Annotated in this window: 15 protein-coding genes and 1 pseudogene; 10 read left to right on the top strand and 6 right to left on the bottom strand. The window is 58.4% G+C overall.

The features are described from left to right. Positions 1 to 73: pseudogene (locus GNF76_RS12200) on the top strand (DUF2937 family protein); the annotation flags it as partial. A 133-nt stretch (positions 74 to 206) separates the two neighbouring features. On the opposite strand, the gene GNF76_RS12195 reads toward GNF76_RS12200, so the two are convergent. After that, positions 207 to 1,136 carry a LysR family transcriptional regulator gene (locus GNF76_RS12195; RefSeq protein ID WP_155583399.1) on the bottom strand — a complete coding sequence of 310 codons (930 nt, stop codon included), beginning with the start codon at positions 1,134 to 1,136 and terminating at the stop codon, positions 207 to 209. Between the two features lie 178 nt (positions 1,137 to 1,314). Between GNF76_RS12195 and GNF76_RS12190 the strand changes: the two genes are divergently transcribed. Genes GNF76_RS12190 through GNF76_RS12180 form a run of 3 tightly spaced genes read left to right on the top strand, consistent with a single transcriptional unit; the run spans position 1,315 to position 3,676 of the window. Further along, positions 1,315 to 2,055: a 5-oxoprolinase subunit PxpA gene (locus GNF76_RS12190; RefSeq protein ID WP_178123296.1), complete on the top strand. Its 741-nt coding sequence runs from the start codon at positions 1,315 to 1,317 to the stop codon at positions 2,053 to 2,055. Next, positions 2,052 to 2,756 carry a 5-oxoprolinase subunit PxpB gene (pxpB, locus tag GNF76_RS12185; protein ID WP_155583397.1) on the top strand — a complete coding sequence of 235 codons (705 nt, stop codon included), beginning with the start codon at positions 2,052 to 2,054 and terminating at the stop codon, positions 2,754 to 2,756. Before GNF76_RS12190 ends, pxpB begins: the two co-directional genes overlap by 4 nt. Next, the gene (locus GNF76_RS12180; protein ID WP_155583396.1) at positions 2,753 to 3,676 is read left to right on the top strand and encodes a 5-oxoprolinase subunit C family protein; all 924 of its coding nucleotides are present in this window, start codon (positions 2,753 to 2,755) and stop codon (positions 3,674 to 3,676) included. The genes pxpB and GNF76_RS12180 overlap by 4 nt, the downstream gene beginning before the upstream one ends. A gap of 135 nt (positions 3,677 to 3,811) precedes the next feature. Here GNF76_RS12180 and GNF76_RS12175 read toward each other — a convergent pair whose 3' ends face one another. Together GNF76_RS12175 and GNF76_RS12170 are read right to left on the bottom strand one after the other, a co-directional pair. Then, positions 3,812 to 4,990 (bottom strand): vWA domain-containing protein, encoded by a 1,179-nt coding sequence (locus tag GNF76_RS12175; protein WP_155583395.1) that lies wholly within the window; start codon positions 4,988 to 4,990, stop codon positions 3,812 to 3,814. 11 nt (positions 4,991 to 5,001) lie between these two features. Further along, positions 5,002 to 5,847: an AAA family ATPase gene (locus tag GNF76_RS12170; RefSeq protein ID WP_029292347.1), complete on the bottom strand. Its 846-nt coding sequence runs from the start codon at positions 5,845 to 5,847 to the stop codon at positions 5,002 to 5,004. 232 nt (positions 5,848 to 6,079) lie between these two features. On the opposite strand from GNF76_RS12170, the gene cysK reads away from it, so the two are divergent. Further along, positions 6,080 to 7,054 (top strand): cysteine synthase A, encoded by a 975-nt coding sequence (gene cysK / locus GNF76_RS12165; protein WP_155583394.1) that lies wholly within the window; start codon positions 6,080 to 6,082, stop codon positions 7,052 to 7,054. A 186-nt stretch (positions 7,055 to 7,240) separates the two neighbouring features. Further along, a complete protein-coding gene (locus GNF76_RS12160; RefSeq protein ID WP_155583393.1) occupies positions 7,241 to 8,179 on the top strand; it encodes an aspartyl/asparaginyl beta-hydroxylase domain-containing protein in 939 nt (312 codons plus the stop codon). 259 nt (positions 8,180 to 8,438) lie between these two features. On the opposite strand, the gene GNF76_RS12155 is transcribed toward GNF76_RS12160, so the two are convergent. Next, entirely contained in the window at positions 8,439 to 8,981 is a 543-nt protein-coding gene (locus GNF76_RS12155) for a hypothetical protein (RefSeq protein WP_155583392.1), read from the bottom strand. Positions 8,982 to 9,427: 446 nt separating this feature from the next. Here GNF76_RS12155 and GNF76_RS12150 point away from each other — a divergent pair, with 446 nt between their 5' ends. After that, a complete protein-coding gene (locus GNF76_RS12150) occupies positions 9,428 to 10,288 on the top strand; it encodes a DMT family transporter (protein ID WP_155583391.1) in 861 nt (286 codons plus the stop codon). Between the two features lie 32 nt (positions 10,289 to 10,320). Here GNF76_RS12150 and GNF76_RS12145 read toward each other — a convergent pair whose 3' ends face one another. Continuing rightward, a complete protein-coding gene (locus tag GNF76_RS12145) occupies positions 10,321 to 11,217 on the bottom strand; it encodes a DMT family transporter (protein WP_178123295.1) in 897 nt (298 codons plus the stop codon). Between the two features lie 177 nt (positions 11,218 to 11,394). On the opposite strand from GNF76_RS12145, the gene aceK reads away from it, so the two are divergent. After that, complete coding sequence (aceK, locus tag GNF76_RS12140) at positions 11,395 to 13,116, top strand: bifunctional isocitrate dehydrogenase kinase/phosphatase (RefSeq protein WP_155583390.1); 1,722 nt, start codon at positions 11,395 to 11,397, stop codon at positions 13,114 to 13,116. Between the two features lie 174 nt (positions 13,117 to 13,290). On the opposite strand, the gene GNF76_RS12135 is transcribed toward aceK, so the two are convergent. Then, positions 13,291 to 13,899 carry a hypothetical protein gene (locus GNF76_RS12135; RefSeq protein WP_155583389.1) on the bottom strand — a complete coding sequence of 203 codons (609 nt, stop codon included), beginning with the start codon at positions 13,897 to 13,899 and terminating at the stop codon, positions 13,291 to 13,293. Between the two features lie 253 nt (positions 13,900 to 14,152). Between GNF76_RS12135 and hrpA the strand changes: the two genes are divergently transcribed. Together hrpA and GNF76_RS12125 are read left to right on the top strand one after the other, a co-directional pair. Continuing rightward, positions 14,153 to 18,064, top strand: a complete 3,912-nt coding sequence (gene hrpA / locus GNF76_RS12130) for an ATP-dependent RNA helicase HrpA (protein WP_155583388.1) — start codon at positions 14,153 to 14,155, stop codon at positions 18,062 to 18,064. 226 nt (positions 18,065 to 18,290) lie between these two features. Further along, positions 18,291 to 19,412, top strand: coding sequence for a beta-ketoacyl-ACP synthase III (locus GNF76_RS12125; RefSeq protein WP_178123294.1), 1,122 nt, complete (start codon positions 18,291 to 18,293; stop codon positions 19,410 to 19,412). The last annotated feature ends 62 nt before the right edge of the window (positions 19,413 to 19,474 follow it).

Raw genomic sequence — 19,474 nt, 5'->3', positions numbered from 1 at the left:
TTGGGTCGTGCTGGGCGGCAAGCGCCTGCGCCAGAGCCGGCCGATTGAAGAGCGGGATTTGAAGGGACTTTAAGGCCAATCCTGGCACGGTCCTTGTGGGTGCTGGCTTGCCTGCGATAGCGGTGTATCAGCACCAGAAATGCCTGCTGACCCACCGCTATCGCAGGCAAGCCAGCTCCCACAGTTAATCCGGTTTCGTCAGTCGGTCAGGTGCCAGTCGAAGGTTTGCTGAGCACCATCAGTTCCTCACCCACTTCCAACGCATACCGGGCCACGACCGTCTGGCACAGCCCGACAATCTCTTCCACCAGTTCCACGCCAACCCGCCACGACACCACCACCTGCAAGTTCGGCGGCCGTTGCTCCATGGGCAGCATCACCAACTCACCTCGTGCCAGTTCCTCGCTGACCAGCACTGGTGGCAATGCGCCAATACCGAAACCATCGCGCAGTAAACGGGTAATCGCCGACACCGAGTTCACGCAGTTCATCCGCGGCGCGGCCACCCCGTTGGCTTGCATCAGGCTCAGTACATCCTGATGGGGATGGGAGTTTTTCGAGTAGGTGATGATGCGCTCCTGGGCCAGGTCGGCGAGGGAGGCATAGTCGCGGTTGTAGATCGACTGGCTGGCGACAATCCAGCCCATGGGGTGGCTGGCCAGTTCCAGGCTGCGCAGGGTTTCCTGGCGCAGCAGGTCGGTTTGCAGGATCAGGTCGAGAAAGCCCTTTTGCAACTGATCGCTGAGGTTCAATGCGGTATCGGCGACCAGTTCGATTTCCACCAGCGGGAAATGGTCCATCAGCTCTGCCACCAACGGGCTGAGCCAGGTGTGGATCACGGTGTCCATGGCGCCGATGCGGATCCGTCCAACCTTGCTGCTGGTGGTTTCCAGGGATTGCTTGAGCCCCTGCATGGTGAGCATCATCTGCTCGGCATAGTCGAGCACCTTCAAGCCTTCCGGCGTCAGGCTTACACCACGGGAGTCGCGCAGGAACAGCTTCACCCCCAACTCGCTTTCCAGCACGGCAATGCGGCTGGAGATCGAGGCCTGGGTGGTGAAGAGTTTCTCTGCCGTGAGGCGAAAACTCTTGAGCTTGGCCACCCAGACGAAGGTTTCAAGGAACTTCAAATTCATGGGATCAACTTTTTCTTATGCATGGATCGGTTTTTATTAGTTGGACGCCGCCTGAGGCAAACGCCAAAAATCGAGCCGTCTCACGATAAGCGTCGTGGGGGTTCAGGACAACATCGTTGCGAGATCTTGGTAAAAGATCCCACACTACAAAAAAATAATGCCTACAGGAGTCCTTACCGTGAGCCGCCTGCTATTGAACTGCGACATCGGCGAAAGCTTTGGCAACTGGACCTTGGGTCTGGATGCCGAAGTCATGCCGTTCATTGACTGCGCTAATGTGGCGTGCGGCTTTCACGCCGGTGACCCGAGCATCATGCGCAAGACCGTCAGCCTGGCGTTCCAGCATGGTGTGCAGGTCGGTGCGCATCCTGCGTATCAGGATCTGGCGGGCTTCGGCCGCCGCTCCATTGCTTATACGCCCCAGGAAATCCAGGACCTGCTGCACTACCAGATAGGCGCCCTTGAAGGTATTTGCCGGGCCCAGGGGGGCCGGGTCAGTTACGTCAAACCCCATGGTGCGATGTACAACGACATGATGGCCAAGCCCGAGCAATTGCGCGCGGTGATCAAGGCCGTGGCGGCGTATGGTGAGTTGCCGCTGATGCTGATGGCCACCCGCGACAACAGCGCCGCTCAGGCCTTGGGTGACGAATATGGCGTGACGTTATGGTTCGAGGCATTTGCCGACCGGGCGTATGACAGCGCCGGGCATCTGGTTTCCCGCTTGTTGCCTGGTGCGGTGCATCGCGACCCGGATCAAATCGTCGAGCAGGCCTTGATCATTTCCCGTGGTGAACCACTCACTGCCAGTGACGGCAGTGCCTTGTACTTACAGGCCAACACGCTGTGCGTGCACGGCGACAATGTCAGTTCGGTGGCGGCGGTCCAGCGCATCCGCGAGGCCTTGACCCTACGATGAAACCGCGGATTGAAGTGGTGGCCATCGATTGCCTGATGGTGCGTCTGTTTGATGTGATTGCTGAAGACAATATGCCCTGGATGCTGGCAGCCACTCGTCGCCTGCGGGAAGGCTTTGGTGCGGCGCTGGTGGACCTGGTGCCGTCTTACACCACCCTGATGGTGCATTACGACCTGCTTGCGTTGAGCCCGGCCCAGGCTCGGGAGTTGATTAGCCTGGCGCTGAATGGGTTGCAACCTGAGCCCAAGGGCAGCGGACAGTGCCATGTGCTGCCGGTCTGGTATGACCTCACTGTCGGGCCAGAACTGACAGTGTTGGCCCAGCGTAGCGGCCTGTCGGTGGAGGAGGTGATTCGTCGTCACAGCCAACATGAATATCAGGTGTTTGCCCTGGGTTTTGCCCCAGGTTTTGCTTTTATGGGGCTGGTGGATGAGGTGCTCGCCACTCCCCGGCTGAACACCCCGCGCAAGCGGATAGCAGCCGGCAGCGTGGGCATCGCCGAACGACAAACCGCCGCTTATCCGGTGGTGTCGCCGGGCGGCTGGAACCTGATCGGCCGCACCCCGGCCAAACTGTTCGATCGAGCGCGCGATGGCTATAGCCTGATGCAGCCGGGAGATACTGTGCGGTTCGAGCCCGTCGATCATGCCGAATTCATCCACCTGGATGGCGATGACACGCCGTTGGAGGCGCAGGCATGAGCCGCTTGTTGATCGAGGCCAGCACCCCACTGTGCCTGCTGCAGGATGCCGGACGTTTTGGTGTCAGGCACCTGGGCGTGACTCAGGGGGGGGCGCTGGATTGGGTGTCGATGTCCTGGGCTAACTGGTTGCTGGGTAATGCACTGGATGCGCCTGTGGTGGAAATCACCTTGGGCGGGTTCACCGTGCAGGCTGAGGAATATTGCCTGTTGGCGTTGGCCGGGGCGGACCTTGGGGCTTATGTGGATGAGCGAGCGATCAGCCCCGGACGCAGTTTTATCCTGCAAAAAGGCCAGCGCTTGCGGTTCACTCAGCCATTCAGCGGTGCCCGAGCCTATTTGGCGGCACCGGGAGGCTTTGATGCGCCGAAGGTACTTGGCAGTTGCGCCAGTGTCGGACGTGAAGAGTTGGGCGGGTTGGACGGCTTGGGTCGGGCGCTGTCCGAGGGGGCATATCTGAGGTACTCCGGCACAGGCGGCGATATGCGCGTGTTGTCTGCCGAGCAGTTGCCGAACCTGCAATCAAAGGCGCCTCTGGCGTTGATCGTTGGGGCGCAGATCGGTCAGTTCAGAGGGCAGAGCCTGTTTGATGCGTTCAATACCGAGTGGACCCTGGACAGCCGTGCCGACCGCATGGGTATGCGTTTGCTGGGGACGCCGTTGGAGTATCAGGGACGGTCACTGATTTCCGAAGGTATCCCGTTGGGGGGCATCCAGGTGCCGCCGGATGGGCAGCCGATTGTGTTGCTTAACGACCGGCAGACCATTGGCGGTTATCCGCGATTGGGGGCATTGACGCCGTTGGCGCTGGCGCGGCTGGCGCAGTGTTTGCCGGGGGAGAAGGTGCGGTTGGCGCCGGTGGTGCAGGAGACGGCGCATCAGCAGCACGTCGAATATTTGCGACGATTTGCCAGAGACTGAAGAGCGCCGCAGAACTAAATGTGGGAGCGGGCTTGCTCGCGAAGAGGCCGTGTCAGTCAACCATGTATTAACTGACCCACCGCCTTCGCGAGCAAGCCCGCCCCCACATTTGAGCGTCGTGATTTTGAGAATTGGTTATTTGGACAAGAAGCGCATCCCTTCCTCAAGCCCGCGCAACGTCAGCGGATACATCTGGTCCTCGATCAGATCCCGCACGATGCCGGTCGACGCCGTATAACCCCAGGTGTCTTTCGGATACGGGTTAATCCAGATCAGTTTCTTGTACTTCTCCATGAACCGCTGCATCCACACATAGCCCGGCTCTTCGTTCCAGTGCTCGACACTGCCGCCCGCCTGGGTGATCTCATAAGGCGCCATGGCTGCATCGCCGATAAAGATCACTTTGTAGTCGGCGCCGTACTTGTGCAGTAAGTCCTGGGTCGAGGTGCGTTCCGAGCCCCGGCGCATGTTGTTCTTCCACACCGATTCATAAATGAAGTTGTGGAAGTAGAAGTACTCCAGGTGCTTGAACTCGGTCTTGCAGGCCGAGAACAGTTCTTCACAGGTCTTCACATGGGCGTCCATCGAGCCGCCGATATCGAACAGCAACAGCAGCTTGATGGTATTGCGCCGTTCCGGGCGCATCTGGATATTCAGCAAGCCGGCATCGCGGGCGGTGTGGTCGATAGTACCGTCGATGTCCAGTTCTTCCGCCGCGCCTTGACGGGCGAATTTACGCAGGCGGCGCAGGGCGATCTTGATGTTGCGGGTGCCCAGTTCTACCTGATCGTCGAGGTTTTTGTACTCGCGCTGGTCCCATACCTTGACCGCTTTGCCCTGGCGATTGCCGGCGTCGCCGACACGAATGCCTTCCGGGTTGAAGCCGCCGGAGCCAAACGGGCTAGTACCGCCGGTGCCAATCCACCTGTTACCGCCGGCGTGGCGTTCTTTCTGTTCTTCCAGACGTTTCTTGAATTCTTCGATCAACTTGTCGAGGCCGCCCAGGGACTGGATCTGCGCACGTTCTTCGTCAGTCAACGAACGCTCGAACTCCTTGCGCAGCCAGTCTTCGGGAATCAGTGCCTGCAGGTGGTCGTCGAGTTTTTCCAGACCGTTGAAATAGGCACTGAAGGCCCGGTCGAACTTGTCGAAATGCCGTTCGTCCTTCACCAGGATCGCCCGGGCCAAGTAATAAAACTCGTCCATGTCGGCGAAGGTCACGCGCTGTTTCAGCGCGTTGATCAGGTCCAGCAGTTCACGCACCGAGACCGGCACCTTGGCTGCACGCATTTCATTGAACAGGTTGAGCAGCATGGCGATTGCCCTTATCGAGTGCCGCGACGGCTCATGAACGCCAGGCGCTCGAGCAGTTGCACGTCTTGCTCGTTTTTCACCAGGGCACCGGCCAGGGGCGGGATGGCCTTGGTCGGATCACGCTCGCGCAACACCGCTTCACCGATGTTGTCGGCCATCAGCAGCTTCAGCCAGTCCACCAGTTCGGAGGTGGAAGGTTTCTTCTTCAGGCCGGGCACCTTGCGCACGTCGAAGAACACGTCGAGGGCTTCGCTGACCAGGTCTTTCTTGATGTCCGGGTAATGCACGTCGACGATTTTCTGCAGCGTGGTGCGGTCGGGGAAGGCAATGTAGTGGAAGAAGCAGCGGCGCAGGAACGCATCCGGCAGCTCTTTTTCGTTGTTGGAGGTAATGATGATGATCGGACGCTTCTTGGCCTTGATGGTCTCGTCGATTTCGTAGACGTAGAACTCCATCTTGTCGAGTTCTTGCAGCAGGTCGTTGGGGAACTCAATGTCAGCCTTGTCGATTTCATCGATCAGCAGGATTACCCGCTCCTCGGACTCGAAGGCTTCCCAGAGCTTGCCCTTTTTCAGGTAGTTGCGCACGTCGTGGACCTTGTCCACACCCAGCTGCGAGTCCCGCAGGCGGCTGACCGCGTCGTACTCGTACAGGCCCTGATGGGCTTTGGTGGTGGACTTGATGTGCCAGGTGATCAGGCGGGCGCCAAAGGATTCGGCCAGTTGCTCGGCGAGCATGGTCTTGCCGGTGCCCGGTTCGCCCTTGACCAGCAATGGTCGCTCCAGGGTGATGGCGGCGTTGACGGCCAGTTTCAGGTCATCGGTGGCAACGTAGGCCTGGGTGCCTTCGAACTTCATCGGTCATTCCTCGAGCGTGACGCCCACAGGCGGCGGGCCTGGGGACGAATCATCAGTAATGGGCCGACTATACCGCGCAGGCCCGGCGACTGTGAACGCAGACGGGCTATTCAGTCTCTGAATGGGCAGTCACATTGCGTTCAGTCCGCGCTGGGCGTTCGCCTTGACTGGACGCCTCGGGACACGAGGCATACCCTTGGGACCTCTCCAAATGGTGCAATGAGGACCCGTCATGAGCCGCATTTTTGCAGACAACGCGCACTCCATCGGTAACACGCCCCTGGTTCAGATCAACCGTATCGCGCCCCGTGGCGTGACGATCCTGGCCAAGACCGAAGGGCGTAACCCGGGGTATTCGGTGAAGTGCCGGATTGGCGCGAACATGATCTGGGACGCTGAAAGCCGCGGAAAACTCAAACCGGGGATGACCATTGTCGAGCCCACGTCGGGCAATACCGGGATCGGCCTGGCGTTTGTCGCCGCCGCCCGGGGCTACAAGTTGCTGTTGACCATGCCGTCGTCCATGAGCATTGAACGGCGCAAGGTGCTCAAGGCCCTGGGGGCCGAGTTGGTGTTGACCGAACCGGCCAAGGGCATGAAGGGCGCGATTGAAAAGGCCGGGGAAATCCTCGCCAGTGATCCGGCCCAATACTTTATGCCGGCCCAGTTCGATAACCCGGCCAACCCGGCGATCCACGAGAAAACCACCGGTCCGGAAATCTGGAACGATACCGATGGCGCGGTGGACGTGTTGGTGGCGGGCGTGGGGACGGGAGGTACCATCACCGGGGTGTCCCGCTATATCAAGAACACCCAGGGCAAGCCGATCCTGTCGGTGGCGGTGGAGCCCATCACTTCTCCGGTGATTACCCAAACGTTGGCCGGCGAGGAGGTCAAGCCCAGCCCTCACAAGATTCAGGGTATTGGTGCCGGGTTTGTGCCGAAAAACCTCGATCTGTCGATGGTCGACCGGGTTGAGCTGGTCAGTGATGACGAATCCAAGGCCATGGCCCTGCGGTTGATGCAAGAGGAAGGGATTCTCTGCGGTATTTCCTGTGGCGCCGCGATGGCCGTGGCGGTACGCCTGGCCCAGAAGCCGGAAATGCAGGGCAAGACCATCGTCGTTGTACTGCCGGACTCCGGTGAGCGATACCTGTCGAGCATGTTGTTCAGCGATTTGTTTACCGATCAGGAAAACCAGGCTTGACCCAAATCAGCCCGATTGCGTGGGCCTTATGCATAATTGGCCCATCATCGCGCAGTGCTTAACACCGATTGTTGGATTGCGCGGGTTTTTCCCGAGGCCCGGAGTGTTTATCATGGCCGGCTGCTACGTCTGGTTTCCCTTCAGTGGGAGGTTGTTGGCCAGGCGCCTATTTCCAGGAGTTGCTGCATGACCTTTTCTTTGGCCGCCAAGTTGTCGGTGTTGCTGTTGTTTATCGGCAGTACGCTTTATGTGCATTTGCGTGGCAAGGCGCGCCTTCCGATGTTGCGCCAGTTCGTCAACCACTCGGCGCTGTTCGCGCCCTACAACGCCTTGATGTACATCTTTTCTGCGGTACCGTCCAAGCCTTACCTGGATCGCAGCAAGTTCCCGGAACTGGATGTGCTCAAGAACAACTGGGAAGTGATCCGCGAAGAGGCCATGCACCTGTTTGACGAGGGCTACATTCGCGCCGCCGAGAAGAACAACGACGCCGGTTTTGGCTCGTTCTTCAAGAAAGGCTGGAAGCGTTTCTACCTCAAGTGGTACGACAAACCGCTGCCGTCGGCTGAGCTGTTGTGCCCGAAAACCGTGGCCCTGGTCAGCAGCATTCCTAACGTCAAGGGCGCGATGTTCGCCTTGTTGCCGGGTGGCAGCCACCTCAATCCGCATCGCGATCCGTTTGCCGGGTCCCTGCGTTATCACCTGGGGTTGTCGACCCCCAACTCCGACGACTGCCGCATCTTTGTCGACGGTCAGGTCTATGCCTGGCGTGACGGTGAAGACGTGATGTTCGACGAGACCTACGTGCACTGGGTAAAGAACGAAACCGAGAAAACCCGTGTGATCCTGTTCTGCGACATCGAACGCCCGTTGAGCAGCCGGTTGATGACCCGTATCAACCGCTGGGTCAGCGCCCAATTGGGCCGCGCTACGGCGCCGCAGAACCTGGATGACGAGCGCGTCGGCGGGATTAACCAGGCCTACGCCTGGAGCAAGCGTTTCAGCGACAGCTTCAGCGGTGGGGTCAAGCAGTGGAAGCGCAAGTATCCGAAGGCGTACCGCATCTTGCGGCCAGTGTTGGCGGTAGTGGTGCTGGGGGCATTGGGGTATTGGCTGTTTGGTTGAGGCCTTTGCAGGCATAAAAAAACCGCTCGGATGAGCGGTTTTTTTATGTTTTTGGCTTGTCTGGGCAGCCTGCCAAAAGACAGGGTTCCTCAACGTCACTTGTCATGGCCGCATTCAGAAAGCGACGCTGATTGGCGCTAAGTGGGGCAGTCTTGGGGTCTCTGACTGCCTTGGAAGATGCATTTCGGGTGCCGGGCTTTTCAAAAAGTGCTCCCATATTGCCTCCAATGCTGATCATTAATTGAACATATTTATGATGCTATTCGTTCTCTACCGCTATCACAAGCCTGCCTCGTGAGTCGAACTCAAAGCCGAGATCACGGTAGATGGAAATAGCGCCAGGTGCGGGTTCCTGGATTTCTATCCATTGACTACCAATGATCCGGGCATAGTGATCAACGGCAATCATCGTCAATGAGGCTATGCGGCTTTTCAGGGGGTGTAGCTTTCCAGGTTTTCCTTCCAGCCGGATGATCTTGATCCTTAGCCGGCTCTGGTTTGGATTGGCGAAGCACAGTCCACAGAGTTCGTTTCCGTACCAGATGGATAAATCGAACGCCATCGGCTCACTTGCCTTCCAGCCTGTGACCTCGTCCCATGAAAAGTGTGAGTCTTCTCGCCAGTCTTGATAGGCGGCCAGTGCATGGGCATTGATTGTTTCGAATCGGACGTTTGTTAAGTCAATTTCCTCGTTTCCAGTCTGTTTCAGGCTTTCGTACCACTGATGAGTGGAGGCGCTCGCAAGGCGTAGCGCTTTGGATCGGTAGAGCTGGTATCGCAGAGAGTCGCGTTTTTTTGGCATTGGCGGTCATTGGGGAGAGATCCTCCTGAGGTGGAGTGCATTGGTTTTCCCAAGGCTAGGTGCGGTGCCTCCATATGTCCTTACTGGCCTTTTGGCGAAGTCGTTGCAAAGCATGTCGCCAGCTGGTTATAGTCAGCCTCAGGTGTTTCACAGCACCTTTTTATCCCTTCAAAAAAGATCAGCACATGCCAGCTTCCCTGTGCATAGCGGTAGTCGATTCAGCGGTCAGCGCTGTGGTCGTGCCGTGCGGGAACCAGCAGCCTGCGCAGATCAGTCATTACCCCCCACCTGTCAGTAGCACGCCGGTGTACGCAGTCGTATCACCGCCGGGCGTTGGCATTTCGGGCTGATCAGCTGATTGCTGTTACCCCGTGCCCGCCTGAAGAAAACCTACTGAGTTTCAGCCTCGGCTGAGTTGGCTTTTTGCCTGATGACAGGTGGTACCTATGTCTGTTCTTTCGAAACAATCCGTGGCCGCGGCGGCCTCGACGAGTCTGTTTGTCTTGCTGTGGAGCAGTGGGGCGATTTTCTCCAAATTGGGCCTGGCCCATGCATCGCCCTTTGCTTTTCTGCTGATCCGTTTTGCCATTGCCCTTGTGGGCCTGGTGGTCCTGGTGCCGATCCTCAAGCTCAAGTTACCGCGCCCCGGCAAACCGCTGCGGTACGCGGTGGCCACCGGCCTGGTGCTGTTGGGGGCTTATCAGATTTTCTATCTGCTGGCCCTGGACCTCAAAGTCACGCCGGGCGTCATGGCGACCATCATGGGCGTGCAACCGATCCTGACCGTGGTGCTGATGGAGCGCCAGCGCTCCTGGAGCCGGATGTTCGGTCTGGCGTTGGGGCTGGCGGGGTTGATCATGGTGGTTTACCAGGGCATCGGCTTGTCCGGCATGTCTATGGCGGGGATGCTGTTCGGCTTGCTGGCCCTGGCAAGCATGACCTTCGGTTCCATCATGCAGAAGCGCATCACCGATAACCCGTTGGGCACGCTACCCGTGCAGTACCTGGCAGGCCTGCTGCTGTGCGCGGTATTCGTACCGTTCCAGCCGTTTCACTTTGAGCACGACACGGGCTTTTACTTGCCTGTGTTGTGGATGGGGTTGGTGGTGTCACTGCTGGCAACCTTGCTGCTGTACCGGCTGATCGCCAGGGGCAATCTGGTGAATGTCACCAGTCTGTTTTACCTGGTACCGGCCGTGACGGCGGTGATGGATTACCTGATCTTTGGCAACAGGCTGGCGATGTTGAGCCTGCTGGGGATGGGGCTGATCATCATCGGATTGGCTTTTGTGTTTCGTAAAAGCTGATCAATAAACACCCTGTAGGGGCGAGTAGGCTCCTACAGGGGCTTGGCCAGTTTTCCCGGTCTGAGCACCAACCACAACGCCCCTGCAATCAACACCCCGCCATACAGATGGGCCATTGATAAAGGCTCATCCAGCAGCAGCGCCCCCCACAATACGCCGAACGGCGGAATCATGAAGGTGACGGTCATCGACTTCACCGGCCCAATGGCCGTCAGCAAGCGGAAGTACAGAATGTAGGCGAACGCCGTGCAGACCAGCCCCAGGCCCAGCAATGACAGCCACACATGCCAACCGCCCCAACTGGCCGGGGGATGACTGATTGCGCTCCAGGCAAACCAGGGCAACAGGAACAACGTCGCGCCGAGCATGCTGCCGAGGGCTGACAAGCGACTATCAAGGCCACCTTGTTGATCGAGCCAACGCCTGGCCAGAAACCCGGCGAAACCGTAGCACGTCGTTGCCAACAAGCAGGCGAGGGCGCCCATCAGCAGTTCCATGTCGAATGCCACGGGGCCGGCGCGGGTCAGAATGCCAACACCGAACAACCCCAGGCAGACGCCGGTGATCTTGGATGGAGTCAGGCGCTCGCTGAAGAACAGGCCGCCAATCAACACCCCCATCAGCGGCGTGGTGGCATTGAAAATCGCCGAGTAACCAGCCGGCAGCACTTGGGCGGCCACTGAATACATGGTCGCAGGAATCCCCGAGTTGATGACCCCCAGCAGCAGGACAGTCTTGAACTTGCCTTGAAAGTCCCAGCGCACCCGCATCATCGCCAGGATCACCAGCAGGCCGGTGGCGGCAATCGACACGCGAAAGAACGCCGTAGGAATCGTGCCGATTTCGGGCGCGATAATCCGCATGAACAAAAAACTCGCGCCCCAGATAGCGGCCAGCACCAGCAGGTGCAGGGTGTCGACAGGTCTCACGGAAAATTCCTACTTGATGAGGGTGGAAGTGTTGCCCAACGGCCTGCCTGACACAATTGCTAATCCACTATTTACAGAACAAATCGGGTCATGGGGGCTGCCGGAAAAATGACCCTTCTCCTGTCCCCCGACACTGGCTAAGCTCAGGTCTTCCAAATGCCCGCAGAGGTTTCCCTTATGCCGCAGCAAACGCCCGCCCTCGACATTGCGCAAATGATCCTCGACGGCTTTGACGATTACCGCGAGCATTTTCGCCAGATCACTGACGGCGCCCGGGAACGTTTCGAAAAGGCCCAGTGGCAGTTGGGGCAAGCGGCCTCGACAGCCCGTATCAACCTCTACGAAGAAAAAGTCAGCGAAGTGATCGCGCGCCTGAGGGCCGGTTTCGACGAGGCATCGTTGCTCGACATTGCAGCCTGGCCGCTGGTGAAAAGCGCCTACATCAACCTGATTGATCTGCGCTTTGACGATGAGTTGTCCGAGACCTGGTACAACTCGACCTTTTGCGGGCTGTTCAGCCATGACCTGATCAGCGACGGCTGCATGTTCATTCACACCACCCGCCCGAGCCTGCGTCGGGCCCGGGCCGCGCAAACCCGCACCTACAAGCCGCAAGGCAAGCTGTCAGGCATGCTTGAGCAGATCTTTGCCGATTACAGCTTCAGCGAACCCTACGCCGATTTGCCGGCGGATCTGAGCCGACTGGAAGCGCAGTTGCGGGAAAATTTGCCGGACTGGGTCTGCAAGGATCCGGAGCTCAACGTCGAGCTGTTTTCTTCGGTGCTGTACCGCAACAAAGGCGCCTACCTGGTAGGGCGTATCTACACCCGCGACGAGCAATGGCCATTGGTGATTCCGCTGTTGCACCGGGAGGGGCGCGGCATCCAGATCGACGCGCTGATCACCGATGAAGCGGATGTGTCGATCATCTTCTCCTTCACCCGTTCCTATTTCATGGTGGATGTACCGGTGCCGGCGGAATTCATCGGCTTTCTCAAGCGCATCCTGCCGGGCAAACACATCGCCGAGCTTTATACCTCCATCGGCTTCTACAAACACGGCAAGTCCGAGTTCTACCGGGCGCTGATCAACCACCTGGCCACCACCGACGACCAATTCATCATGGCGCCGGGCGTGCGTGGCATGGTCATGAGCGTGTTTACCCTGCCGGGCTTCAACACGGTATTCAAGATCATCAAGGACCGTTTCTCTCCGTCGAAAAACGTCAACCGCGCCACGGTGATCGAGAAGTATCGCCTGGTGAAAAGCGTCGATCGCGTCGGACGCATGGCTGATACTCAGGAGTTCGCCGACTTCCGTTTCCCCTTGAGCAAATTCGAGCCTGAATGCCTGGCCGAACTGCTTGAAGTGGCGGCCGGCACGGTCGAAGTCGAAGGCGATACCGTGCTGATCCGCCACTGTTGGACCGAGCGACGCATGACCCCGCTCAACCTCTACCTGGACAACGCCAACGAGGCCCAGGTGCGCGAAGCGCTGGAAGACTACGGTTTGGCGATCAAGCAACTGGCAGCGGCGAATATCTTCCCCGGCGACATGTTACTGAAGAACTTCGGTGTCACCCGTCACGGGCGCGTGGTGTTTTACGACTATGACGAAATCTGCTTTCTGACCGAAGCCAACTTCCGCCACATCCCGGCACCGCGTACCCCGGAAGATGAAATGGCCTCGGAGCCCTGGTACTCCATCGGGCCGCTGGACGTATTTCCCGAAGAGTTTCCACCTTTCCTGTTTGCCGATGCCGGCCAGCGCAAGTTGTTCGATGAACTGCATGGCGAGTTGTACAACGCGGACTATTGGAAGGGACTGCAGGAGGCGATTCGCGCGGGGAAGGTGATTGATGTGTTTCCGTATCGGCGCAAGGAGTTGGATAATGAATAGAAACCGGCCCAGCCCGTTCTCTGGGCGGGCCAGCGTTTGCTCAGTTCATCACGCTGAATTCAAGCGCCTTTTTCAGGCGGCACTGACAGATTTAGAAATGATGGGAGTGGTATGACTATTTGTGCTCGTTGAATGCAATTTTCAGTTGTGCGGATTGAAGGGCTCCGAATGTAGTCAGGCGATTGTGCATTGCCCTTTTGTCGAATCTACACCCATGTTTCTCAAGTGTTCTTGGGTCGGCCGTAAGTCCCGAACCGTGGGCTGATAATGCCCTGATGTATTGGAAAGACGTGTTTGGCCAGTAAAGTCTTTTTTGATATATCCGGCGCTGACGACGTTACTTGACTGACCACTGCCAGCTCCGATTTCAGCGATTGTGGGGTGTGATAGCCATTTTGGAGGGACATCTTTATCAATGTTTCCAATGATCATTTGGTTATCTTTTGTGAGTACGAACTTATTTACTGTGTTGGGTTTTGACAGGATTTTCAGGCTGCCAGGTGTATCCACGGTTACCAGCTCTGCACGGGGATTTCTGAGATTCAGTGCTGCAATTGCGAGATGTTTCTCTGCATTAAGATCCCGTGCTTTTTTATTGGTCAAAACATCGTAGGAGGTCTGCGGTGGCGTAGAGGTTTGCCAACTGCTGGAATTGGAGAATGAATTCGAAGAGCCCTGTGGGGGGTGTGATGAGGGCGCCGATGAAGTTGCAGACTGAGGTTTGGGATCTGAATTTGATAACCAGGAATTGATTTCGTAGGTAGGATTGTCAGGAAAACGCATATAGCAAAACTCCGGCATGGTTTTAATCAGTGAGATGTTGAGGCGTATTGGAGGGCTTTTTTGTTGGTTTTACCTTCGGACAAATCTGGGTATTTGTAGGGTTGAATCTATGTGTTACGTATGAAACTTCTTCAATTTAGCCTCTGCTACGACTCGTCCTGATGGGCTGAAATCTGCGACAATCCACTGCTGAATTTGTCAACTAAGTCACCCAAGGCTTACCTGCCTCCCAAAGAAGACCTTTGCCCACCTGATGACTGACCAAGCGCCCGCTATCGACCAACTGCTGAAAAGCCTCGATCACGCCATGCTCGCCGACCGCCACCGCTTGCGTCGGCAACTGCTTGAGCTACGCAAGAAACCTGATGAGGAGAAACTTGCGCAGTGGGTGACGAAGGTGCAGGCCTCCTGCGCCCAGGTGACAGTGCGGCGTGCCAGCCTGCCGCTGATTCGTTATGACGATAGCCTGCCGATTGCCGCCAAGCGCGATGAAATCAAGGACGCGCTGCTCAAGCATCAGGTGTTGATCATCGCCGGTGAGACCGGCTCGGGTAAGACCACACAGTTGCCGAAGATCTGCCTGGAGATCGGTCGTGGTCAATATGGCTTGATCGGCCACACCCAGCCTCGGCGGATTGCTGCGCGCAGCGTGGCGAGCCGGGTTGCCGAGGAGTTGGCCACGCCGCTTGGGTCGTTGGTGGGCTATCAGGTGCGCTTCGAAGACCAAAGCGACTCCAACACCCTGATCAAACTGATGACCGACGGTATCTTGCTGGCGGAAACCCAGAACGACCGTTACCTGGAGCGCTACGACACGATCATCGTCGACGAAGCTCACGAACGCAGCTTGAACATCGACTTCCTGCTGGGTTACCTGAAAACCCTGCTGCCGCGTCGTCCGGACCTGAAAGTCATCATCACTTCGGCCACCATCGACCTGGAGCGCTTTTCCAAGCATTTCGATGATGCACCGATAGTCGAGGTGTCCGGTCGTACGTTCCCGGTGGAAACCTGGTACCGCCCGCTGACGCTGGAGCAGGACGAGGAGGGCAATCGCGTCGAGGATGACTTGACCGTGGATCAGGCGATCCTGGCTACCCTCGATGAAATCGCTGCGTTTGAACGCAGCGAGCGCAAGAGCCCCGGTGATGTGCTGGTGTTTTTGCCGGGTGAGCGTGAGATTCGTGATGCTGCCGATATGCTGCGCAAGGCCCAGCTCAAGCACACGGAAATCCTGCCGCTGTACGCACGGCTGTCACCGGCCGAACAGCAGCGGATTTTCCAGTCCCACCCGGGCCGCCGCGTGGTGTTGGCGACTAACGTCGCCGAAACTTCGCTGACCGTGCCGGGCATTCGCTATGTGATTGACAGTGGCACCGCTCGCATCAGTCGCTACAGCTACCGTGCCAAGGTTCAGCGCCTGCCGATCGAGGCGATTTCCCAGGCCAGTGCCAACCAGCGTAAAGGTCGTTGCGGGCGGGTCGAGCCGGGCATCTGCGTGCGCCTGTTCAGCGAGGAAGACTTTGTTGGACGGCCGGAGTTTACCGATCCGGAAATCCTGCGCACCAACCTGGCCGCAGTGATCCTGCAGATGCTGCACCTACGGCTGGGTGAAATCACCGACTTCCCGTTTATCGAACCACCGGATGGCAAGGCCATCAGCGATGGTTTCAATCTGCTGCAAGAGTTGTCGGCGGTGGACCGCAACAGCCAGTTGACCCCAATGGGCCGGCAGTTGGCGCGTTTGCCAGTGGACCCGCGCATGGGTCGCATGTTGCTGGAAGCCGCCAAGCTCGGCAGTTTGCAGGAAGTGTTGATCGTCGCCAGTGCCATGTCGATCCAGGACCCGCGCGAGCGTCCGCCGGAGCGTCAGCAAGCCGCCGACCAGGCTCACGCGCAATGGAAAGACCCCGATTCGGACTTCGCCGGGCTGGTCAATCTGTGGCGTGGCTTTGAAGAGCAGCGCCAGGAGCTGACTGCGAGTCCACTGCGTAACTGGTGCCGCAAGAATTTCCTTAACTACCTGCGTTTGCGCGAGTGGCGTGATTCCCATCGTCAGTTGAGCCTGATCTGCCGTGATATGCAGCTAACGTTGAATAAAGAGCCGGCGGATTTCCCGAAACTGCACAAGGCAGTGCTCTCGGGCTTGCTGAGCCAGATCGGCCAGAAAACCGAAGACGGTGACTACCTTGGCGCTCGCCAGCGACGCTTCTGGATTCATCCTTCGTCGGGCATCGGCAAGAAGCGTCCGCAATGGCTGATGACCGCCGAGCTGGTGGAAACCACCAAGCTCTATGCGCGGATGGTGGCCAAGATCGACGCCGACTGGATCGAGCCGTTGGCCGGGCACCTGATCAAGAAAAACCACTTTGAGCCCCATTGGGAGAAGAAACGCGGACAGGTCGTGGCGTTTGAGCAGATCACGTTGTTCGGGCTGATCGTGGTCGGTCGTCGGCCGGTGCATTACGGACCGATTGATCCGGTGACCTCTCGCGAGTTGTTTATCCGCGAGGGTTTGGTGCGCGGCGAGATTCAGTCGCGGGCCAAGTGCCTGACGGCCAATCAGCAACTGCTGGAGCAGCTCGACGAACTGGAAGCCAAGGCTCGCCGTCGTGACATCCTGGCGGACGAAGAAACCCTGTTCGCGTTCTATGATGCGCGCTTGCCGGCGGAGATTCACCAGACCGCGACTTTTGACAGTTGGTACAAGGTCAACAGCCAGAAAGACCCGCAACTGTTGATCATGCGCGAAGAAGACGTGCTGGCTCGCGAGGCCAGTGAGGTCACCGCTGCGCATTACCCCGACACCTTGCACCTGGGCGACCTGGCCTTGGCCTTGAGTTATCACTTCGAACCTAACCATCCTCGCGATGGCGTGACCTTGCGCGTGCCGGCACCGCTGTTGCCGGCGCTGCCTGCCGAGCGCCTGGAATGGCTGGTGCCGGGTGTAATTGAGGCCAAATGCGTCGCCCTGGTGCGCAACTTGCCCAAGGCCCTGCGCAAGAACTTTGTGCCGGTGCCGGACTTCGTCAAGGCGGCGCTGCAACGCATCGAGTTTGCCCAGGGTTCGCTGCCTCAGGCCTTGGGGCGCGAGTTGTTGCGCATGACGGGGGCACGGGTCAGCGATGAAGCCTGGGCTGAAGCTGCCCAGCAGGTGGAAAACCACCTGAAGATGAACCTGGAAGTGGTCGACGGCCAGGGCAAGTTCCTCGGCGAAGGTCGTGACCTGGCCGAACTGACGGCGCGCTTCGCCGAAGCCAGCCAGGCGGCCTTGGCCGTGCCTCAGTCCGCAAAAAGCCAGCAGCCGGTGGAAGCCAAAGTGTTTGCGGCGGTGGCCGAGAAGACTCAGCAGAAGATCGCCGGGCTGTCGATGACGGTCTATCCGGCGTTGGTGGAGGAGAACGGCACGGTCAAGGAAGGACGTTTCTCCACCGCTGCTGAAGCCGAATTCCAGCACCGCCGGGCTTTGCAGCGGCTGTTGATGCAGCAATTGGCGGAACCGGCCAAATTCCTGCGGGGTAAATTGCCCGGTCTGACCGAGTTGGGGTTGATGTACCGCGAACTGGGGCGCATCGATGCCTTGGTGGAAGACATTCTGCTGGCCAGCCTCGACAGCTGCGTGCTGGAAGGAGAAGCCAGCCTGCCTCGTGATGGTGCTGGTCTGGCTGCCTTGGCCGAGCGAAAACGCGGCAGTTGGACCGAACATGCCGAACGCCTGGCACGCTTGACCCTTGAGGTACTGAAGCTGTGGCACGGTCTGCAAAAACGCTTCAAAGGCAAGATTGACCTGGCCCAGGCTGTGGCCCTCAATGACATCAAGCAGCAACTGAGCAACCTGGTGTACCCGGGCTTTGTGCGGGAAACCCCAGCCCAGTGGTTCAAGGAATTGCCGCGCTTTCTCAAGGCCATCGAGTTACGCCTGGAGAAATTGCCGAGCCAGGTGCAGAAGGATCGGGTCTGGAGTACCGAGTTGGGTGGGCTATGGAGCCAGTATCAGTCGCGCCTGAACAAACACACCCAGGAAGGCAAGCGCGATCCTCAGCTAGAGTTATACCGCTGGTGGCTGGAAGAGTACCGGGTCTCGTTGTTTGCCCAGCAGTTGGGGACCAAAGTGCCCATTTCCGACAAGCGTTTGAGCAAACAATGGAGCCTGGTGGAAGCCTGATCGTACGCCCGGGGGGCAGGTGTACGTTGCAACTGGCGCCAAACCCCCCGCTTTATGGCAAACTTCGCTGTTATAAATGCCGGGATCGTCGAGAAGGGCTGGTGCAGCCGCGACGCGATGGAATAAAGCGTTTCCGGTTTGATGTCCGCTGGGCGCAATAGAACTACTTACGGTTTGGTACGACGGTACCAATGCCATCTGCCTGAATAGATTTAGAGGAACGACCGTGCATAACGTCGTCATCAGCGGCACAGGCCTGTACACCCCGGCCAACAGCATCTCCAACGAAGAGCTGGTGCAGTCTTTCAATGCTTACGTACAACAGTTCAACCTGGATAACGCAGCGGCCATCGAGCGCGGTGAAGTGCAGGCACTGACTGAATCCAGCGCCGCCTTTATCGAAAAGGCTTCGGGCATCAAGAGCCGCTTTGTCATGGACAAGGCCGGTATTCTTGACCCCCAGCGCATGGCGCCACGCCTGCCCGAGCGCTCCAACGACGAGTGGTCGGTCCTTTGCCAGATGGCTGTCGGCGCTGCCGAGCAAGCCTTGCAGCGTGCCGGCAAGACCGCAGCCGATATCGACGGTGTGATCGTTGCCTGCTCCAACCTGCAACGGGCTTACCCGGCCATCGCCATCGAAGTCCAGGAAGCCTTGGGCATCGAGGGTTTTGGCTTCGACATGAACGTGGCCTGTTCTTCCGCTACTTTCGGCATCCAGAACGCGTGCAACAGCATCCAGTTGGGCCAGGCGCGAGCGATCCTGGTGGTCAACCCCGAAGTTTGTACCGGCCACCTGAACTTTCGCGACCGTGACAGCCATTTCATCTTCGGTGATGCAGCGACGGCGGTGATCCTTGAGCGGGCCGACCTGGCTACCTCCAAGCACCAGTTCGATGTGGTCAGCACCAAGCTGCTGACCAAGTTCTCCAATAACATCCGCAACAACTTCGGGTTCCTCAACCGCGCAGCGGAAGAGGGCATCGGAGCAGCGGACAAGCTGTTCGTGCAGGAAGGCCGCAAAGTCTTCCGTGATGTCTGCCCGATGGTCGCCGAGTTGATCGGCAAGCACCTGGCCGAAAACCTGTTGAATGTGGATGACGTGAAGCGCTTCTGGCTGCACCAGGCCAACCTGAGCATGAACCACTTGATCGTCAAGAAACTGCTGGGTCGCGAAGCCACGGTGGAAGAGGCGCCGGTGATCCTCGATACTTACGCCAATACCAGTTCGGCGGGTTCCGTGATTGCGTTTCACACCTACCAGGACGACTTGCCCAAGGGCGCTGTAGCGGTACTCAGCTCCTTTGGCGCGGGCTATTCGATTGGCAGCGTGATTCTGCGCAAGCGCTGATTAACGAAGCGACGCAGTCAGTGTGGGAGCGGGCTTGCTCGCTCCCACACAAGCCCGGCTCC

The sequence above is a fragment of the Pseudomonas spelaei genome, from assembly GCF_009724245.1.
In the GTDB taxonomy this organism is placed as follows: Bacteria; Pseudomonadota; Gammaproteobacteria; order Pseudomonadales; family Pseudomonadaceae; genus Aquipseudomonas; species Aquipseudomonas spelaei.
The sequence above is the reverse complement of the archived record's forward strand: the minus strand, read 5'-3'. Positions and strand labels throughout refer to the sequence as shown.

Excerpts from the sequence above, each read along its gene's own strand:
- GNF76_RS12195 (WP_155583399.1), bottom strand. The coding sequence starts at position 1,136 with ATGAATTTGAAGTTCCTTGAAACCTTCGTCTGGGTGGCCAAGCTCAAG.
- pxpB (WP_155583397.1), top strand. The coding sequence starts at position 2,052 with ATGAAACCGCGGATTGAAGTGGTGGCCATCGATTGCCTGATGGTGCGT.
- GNF76_RS12180 (WP_155583396.1), top strand. The coding sequence starts at position 2,753 with ATGAGCCGCTTGTTGATCGAGGCCAGCACCCCACTGTGCCTGCTGCAG.
- GNF76_RS12175 (WP_155583395.1), bottom strand. The coding sequence starts at position 4,990 with ATGCTGCTCAACCTGTTCAATGAAATGCGTGCAGCCAAGGTGCCGGTC.
- GNF76_RS12170 (WP_029292347.1), bottom strand. The coding sequence starts at position 5,847 with ATGAAGTTCGAAGGCACCCAGGCCTACGTTGCCACCGATGACCTGAAA.
- cysK (WP_155583394.1), top strand. The coding sequence starts at position 6,080 with ATGAGCCGCATTTTTGCAGACAACGCGCACTCCATCGGTAACACGCCC.
- GNF76_RS12160 (WP_155583393.1), top strand. The coding sequence starts at position 7,241 with ATGACCTTTTCTTTGGCCGCCAAGTTGTCGGTGTTGCTGTTGTTTATC.
- GNF76_RS12155 (WP_155583392.1), bottom strand. The coding sequence starts at position 8,981 with ATGCCAAAAAAACGCGACTCTCTGCGATACCAGCTCTACCGATCCAAA.
- GNF76_RS12150 (WP_155583391.1), top strand. The coding sequence starts at position 9,428 with ATGTCTGTTCTTTCGAAACAATCCGTGGCCGCGGCGGCCTCGACGAGT.
- aceK (WP_155583390.1), top strand. The coding sequence starts at position 11,395 with ATGCCGCAGCAAACGCCCGCCCTCGACATTGCGCAAATGATCCTCGAC.
- GNF76_RS12135 (WP_155583389.1), bottom strand. The coding sequence starts at position 13,899 with ATGCGTTTTCCTGACAATCCTACCTACGAAATCAATTCCTGGTTATCA.
- hrpA (WP_155583388.1), top strand. The coding sequence starts at position 14,153 with ATGACTGACCAAGCGCCCGCTATCGACCAACTGCTGAAAAGCCTCGAT.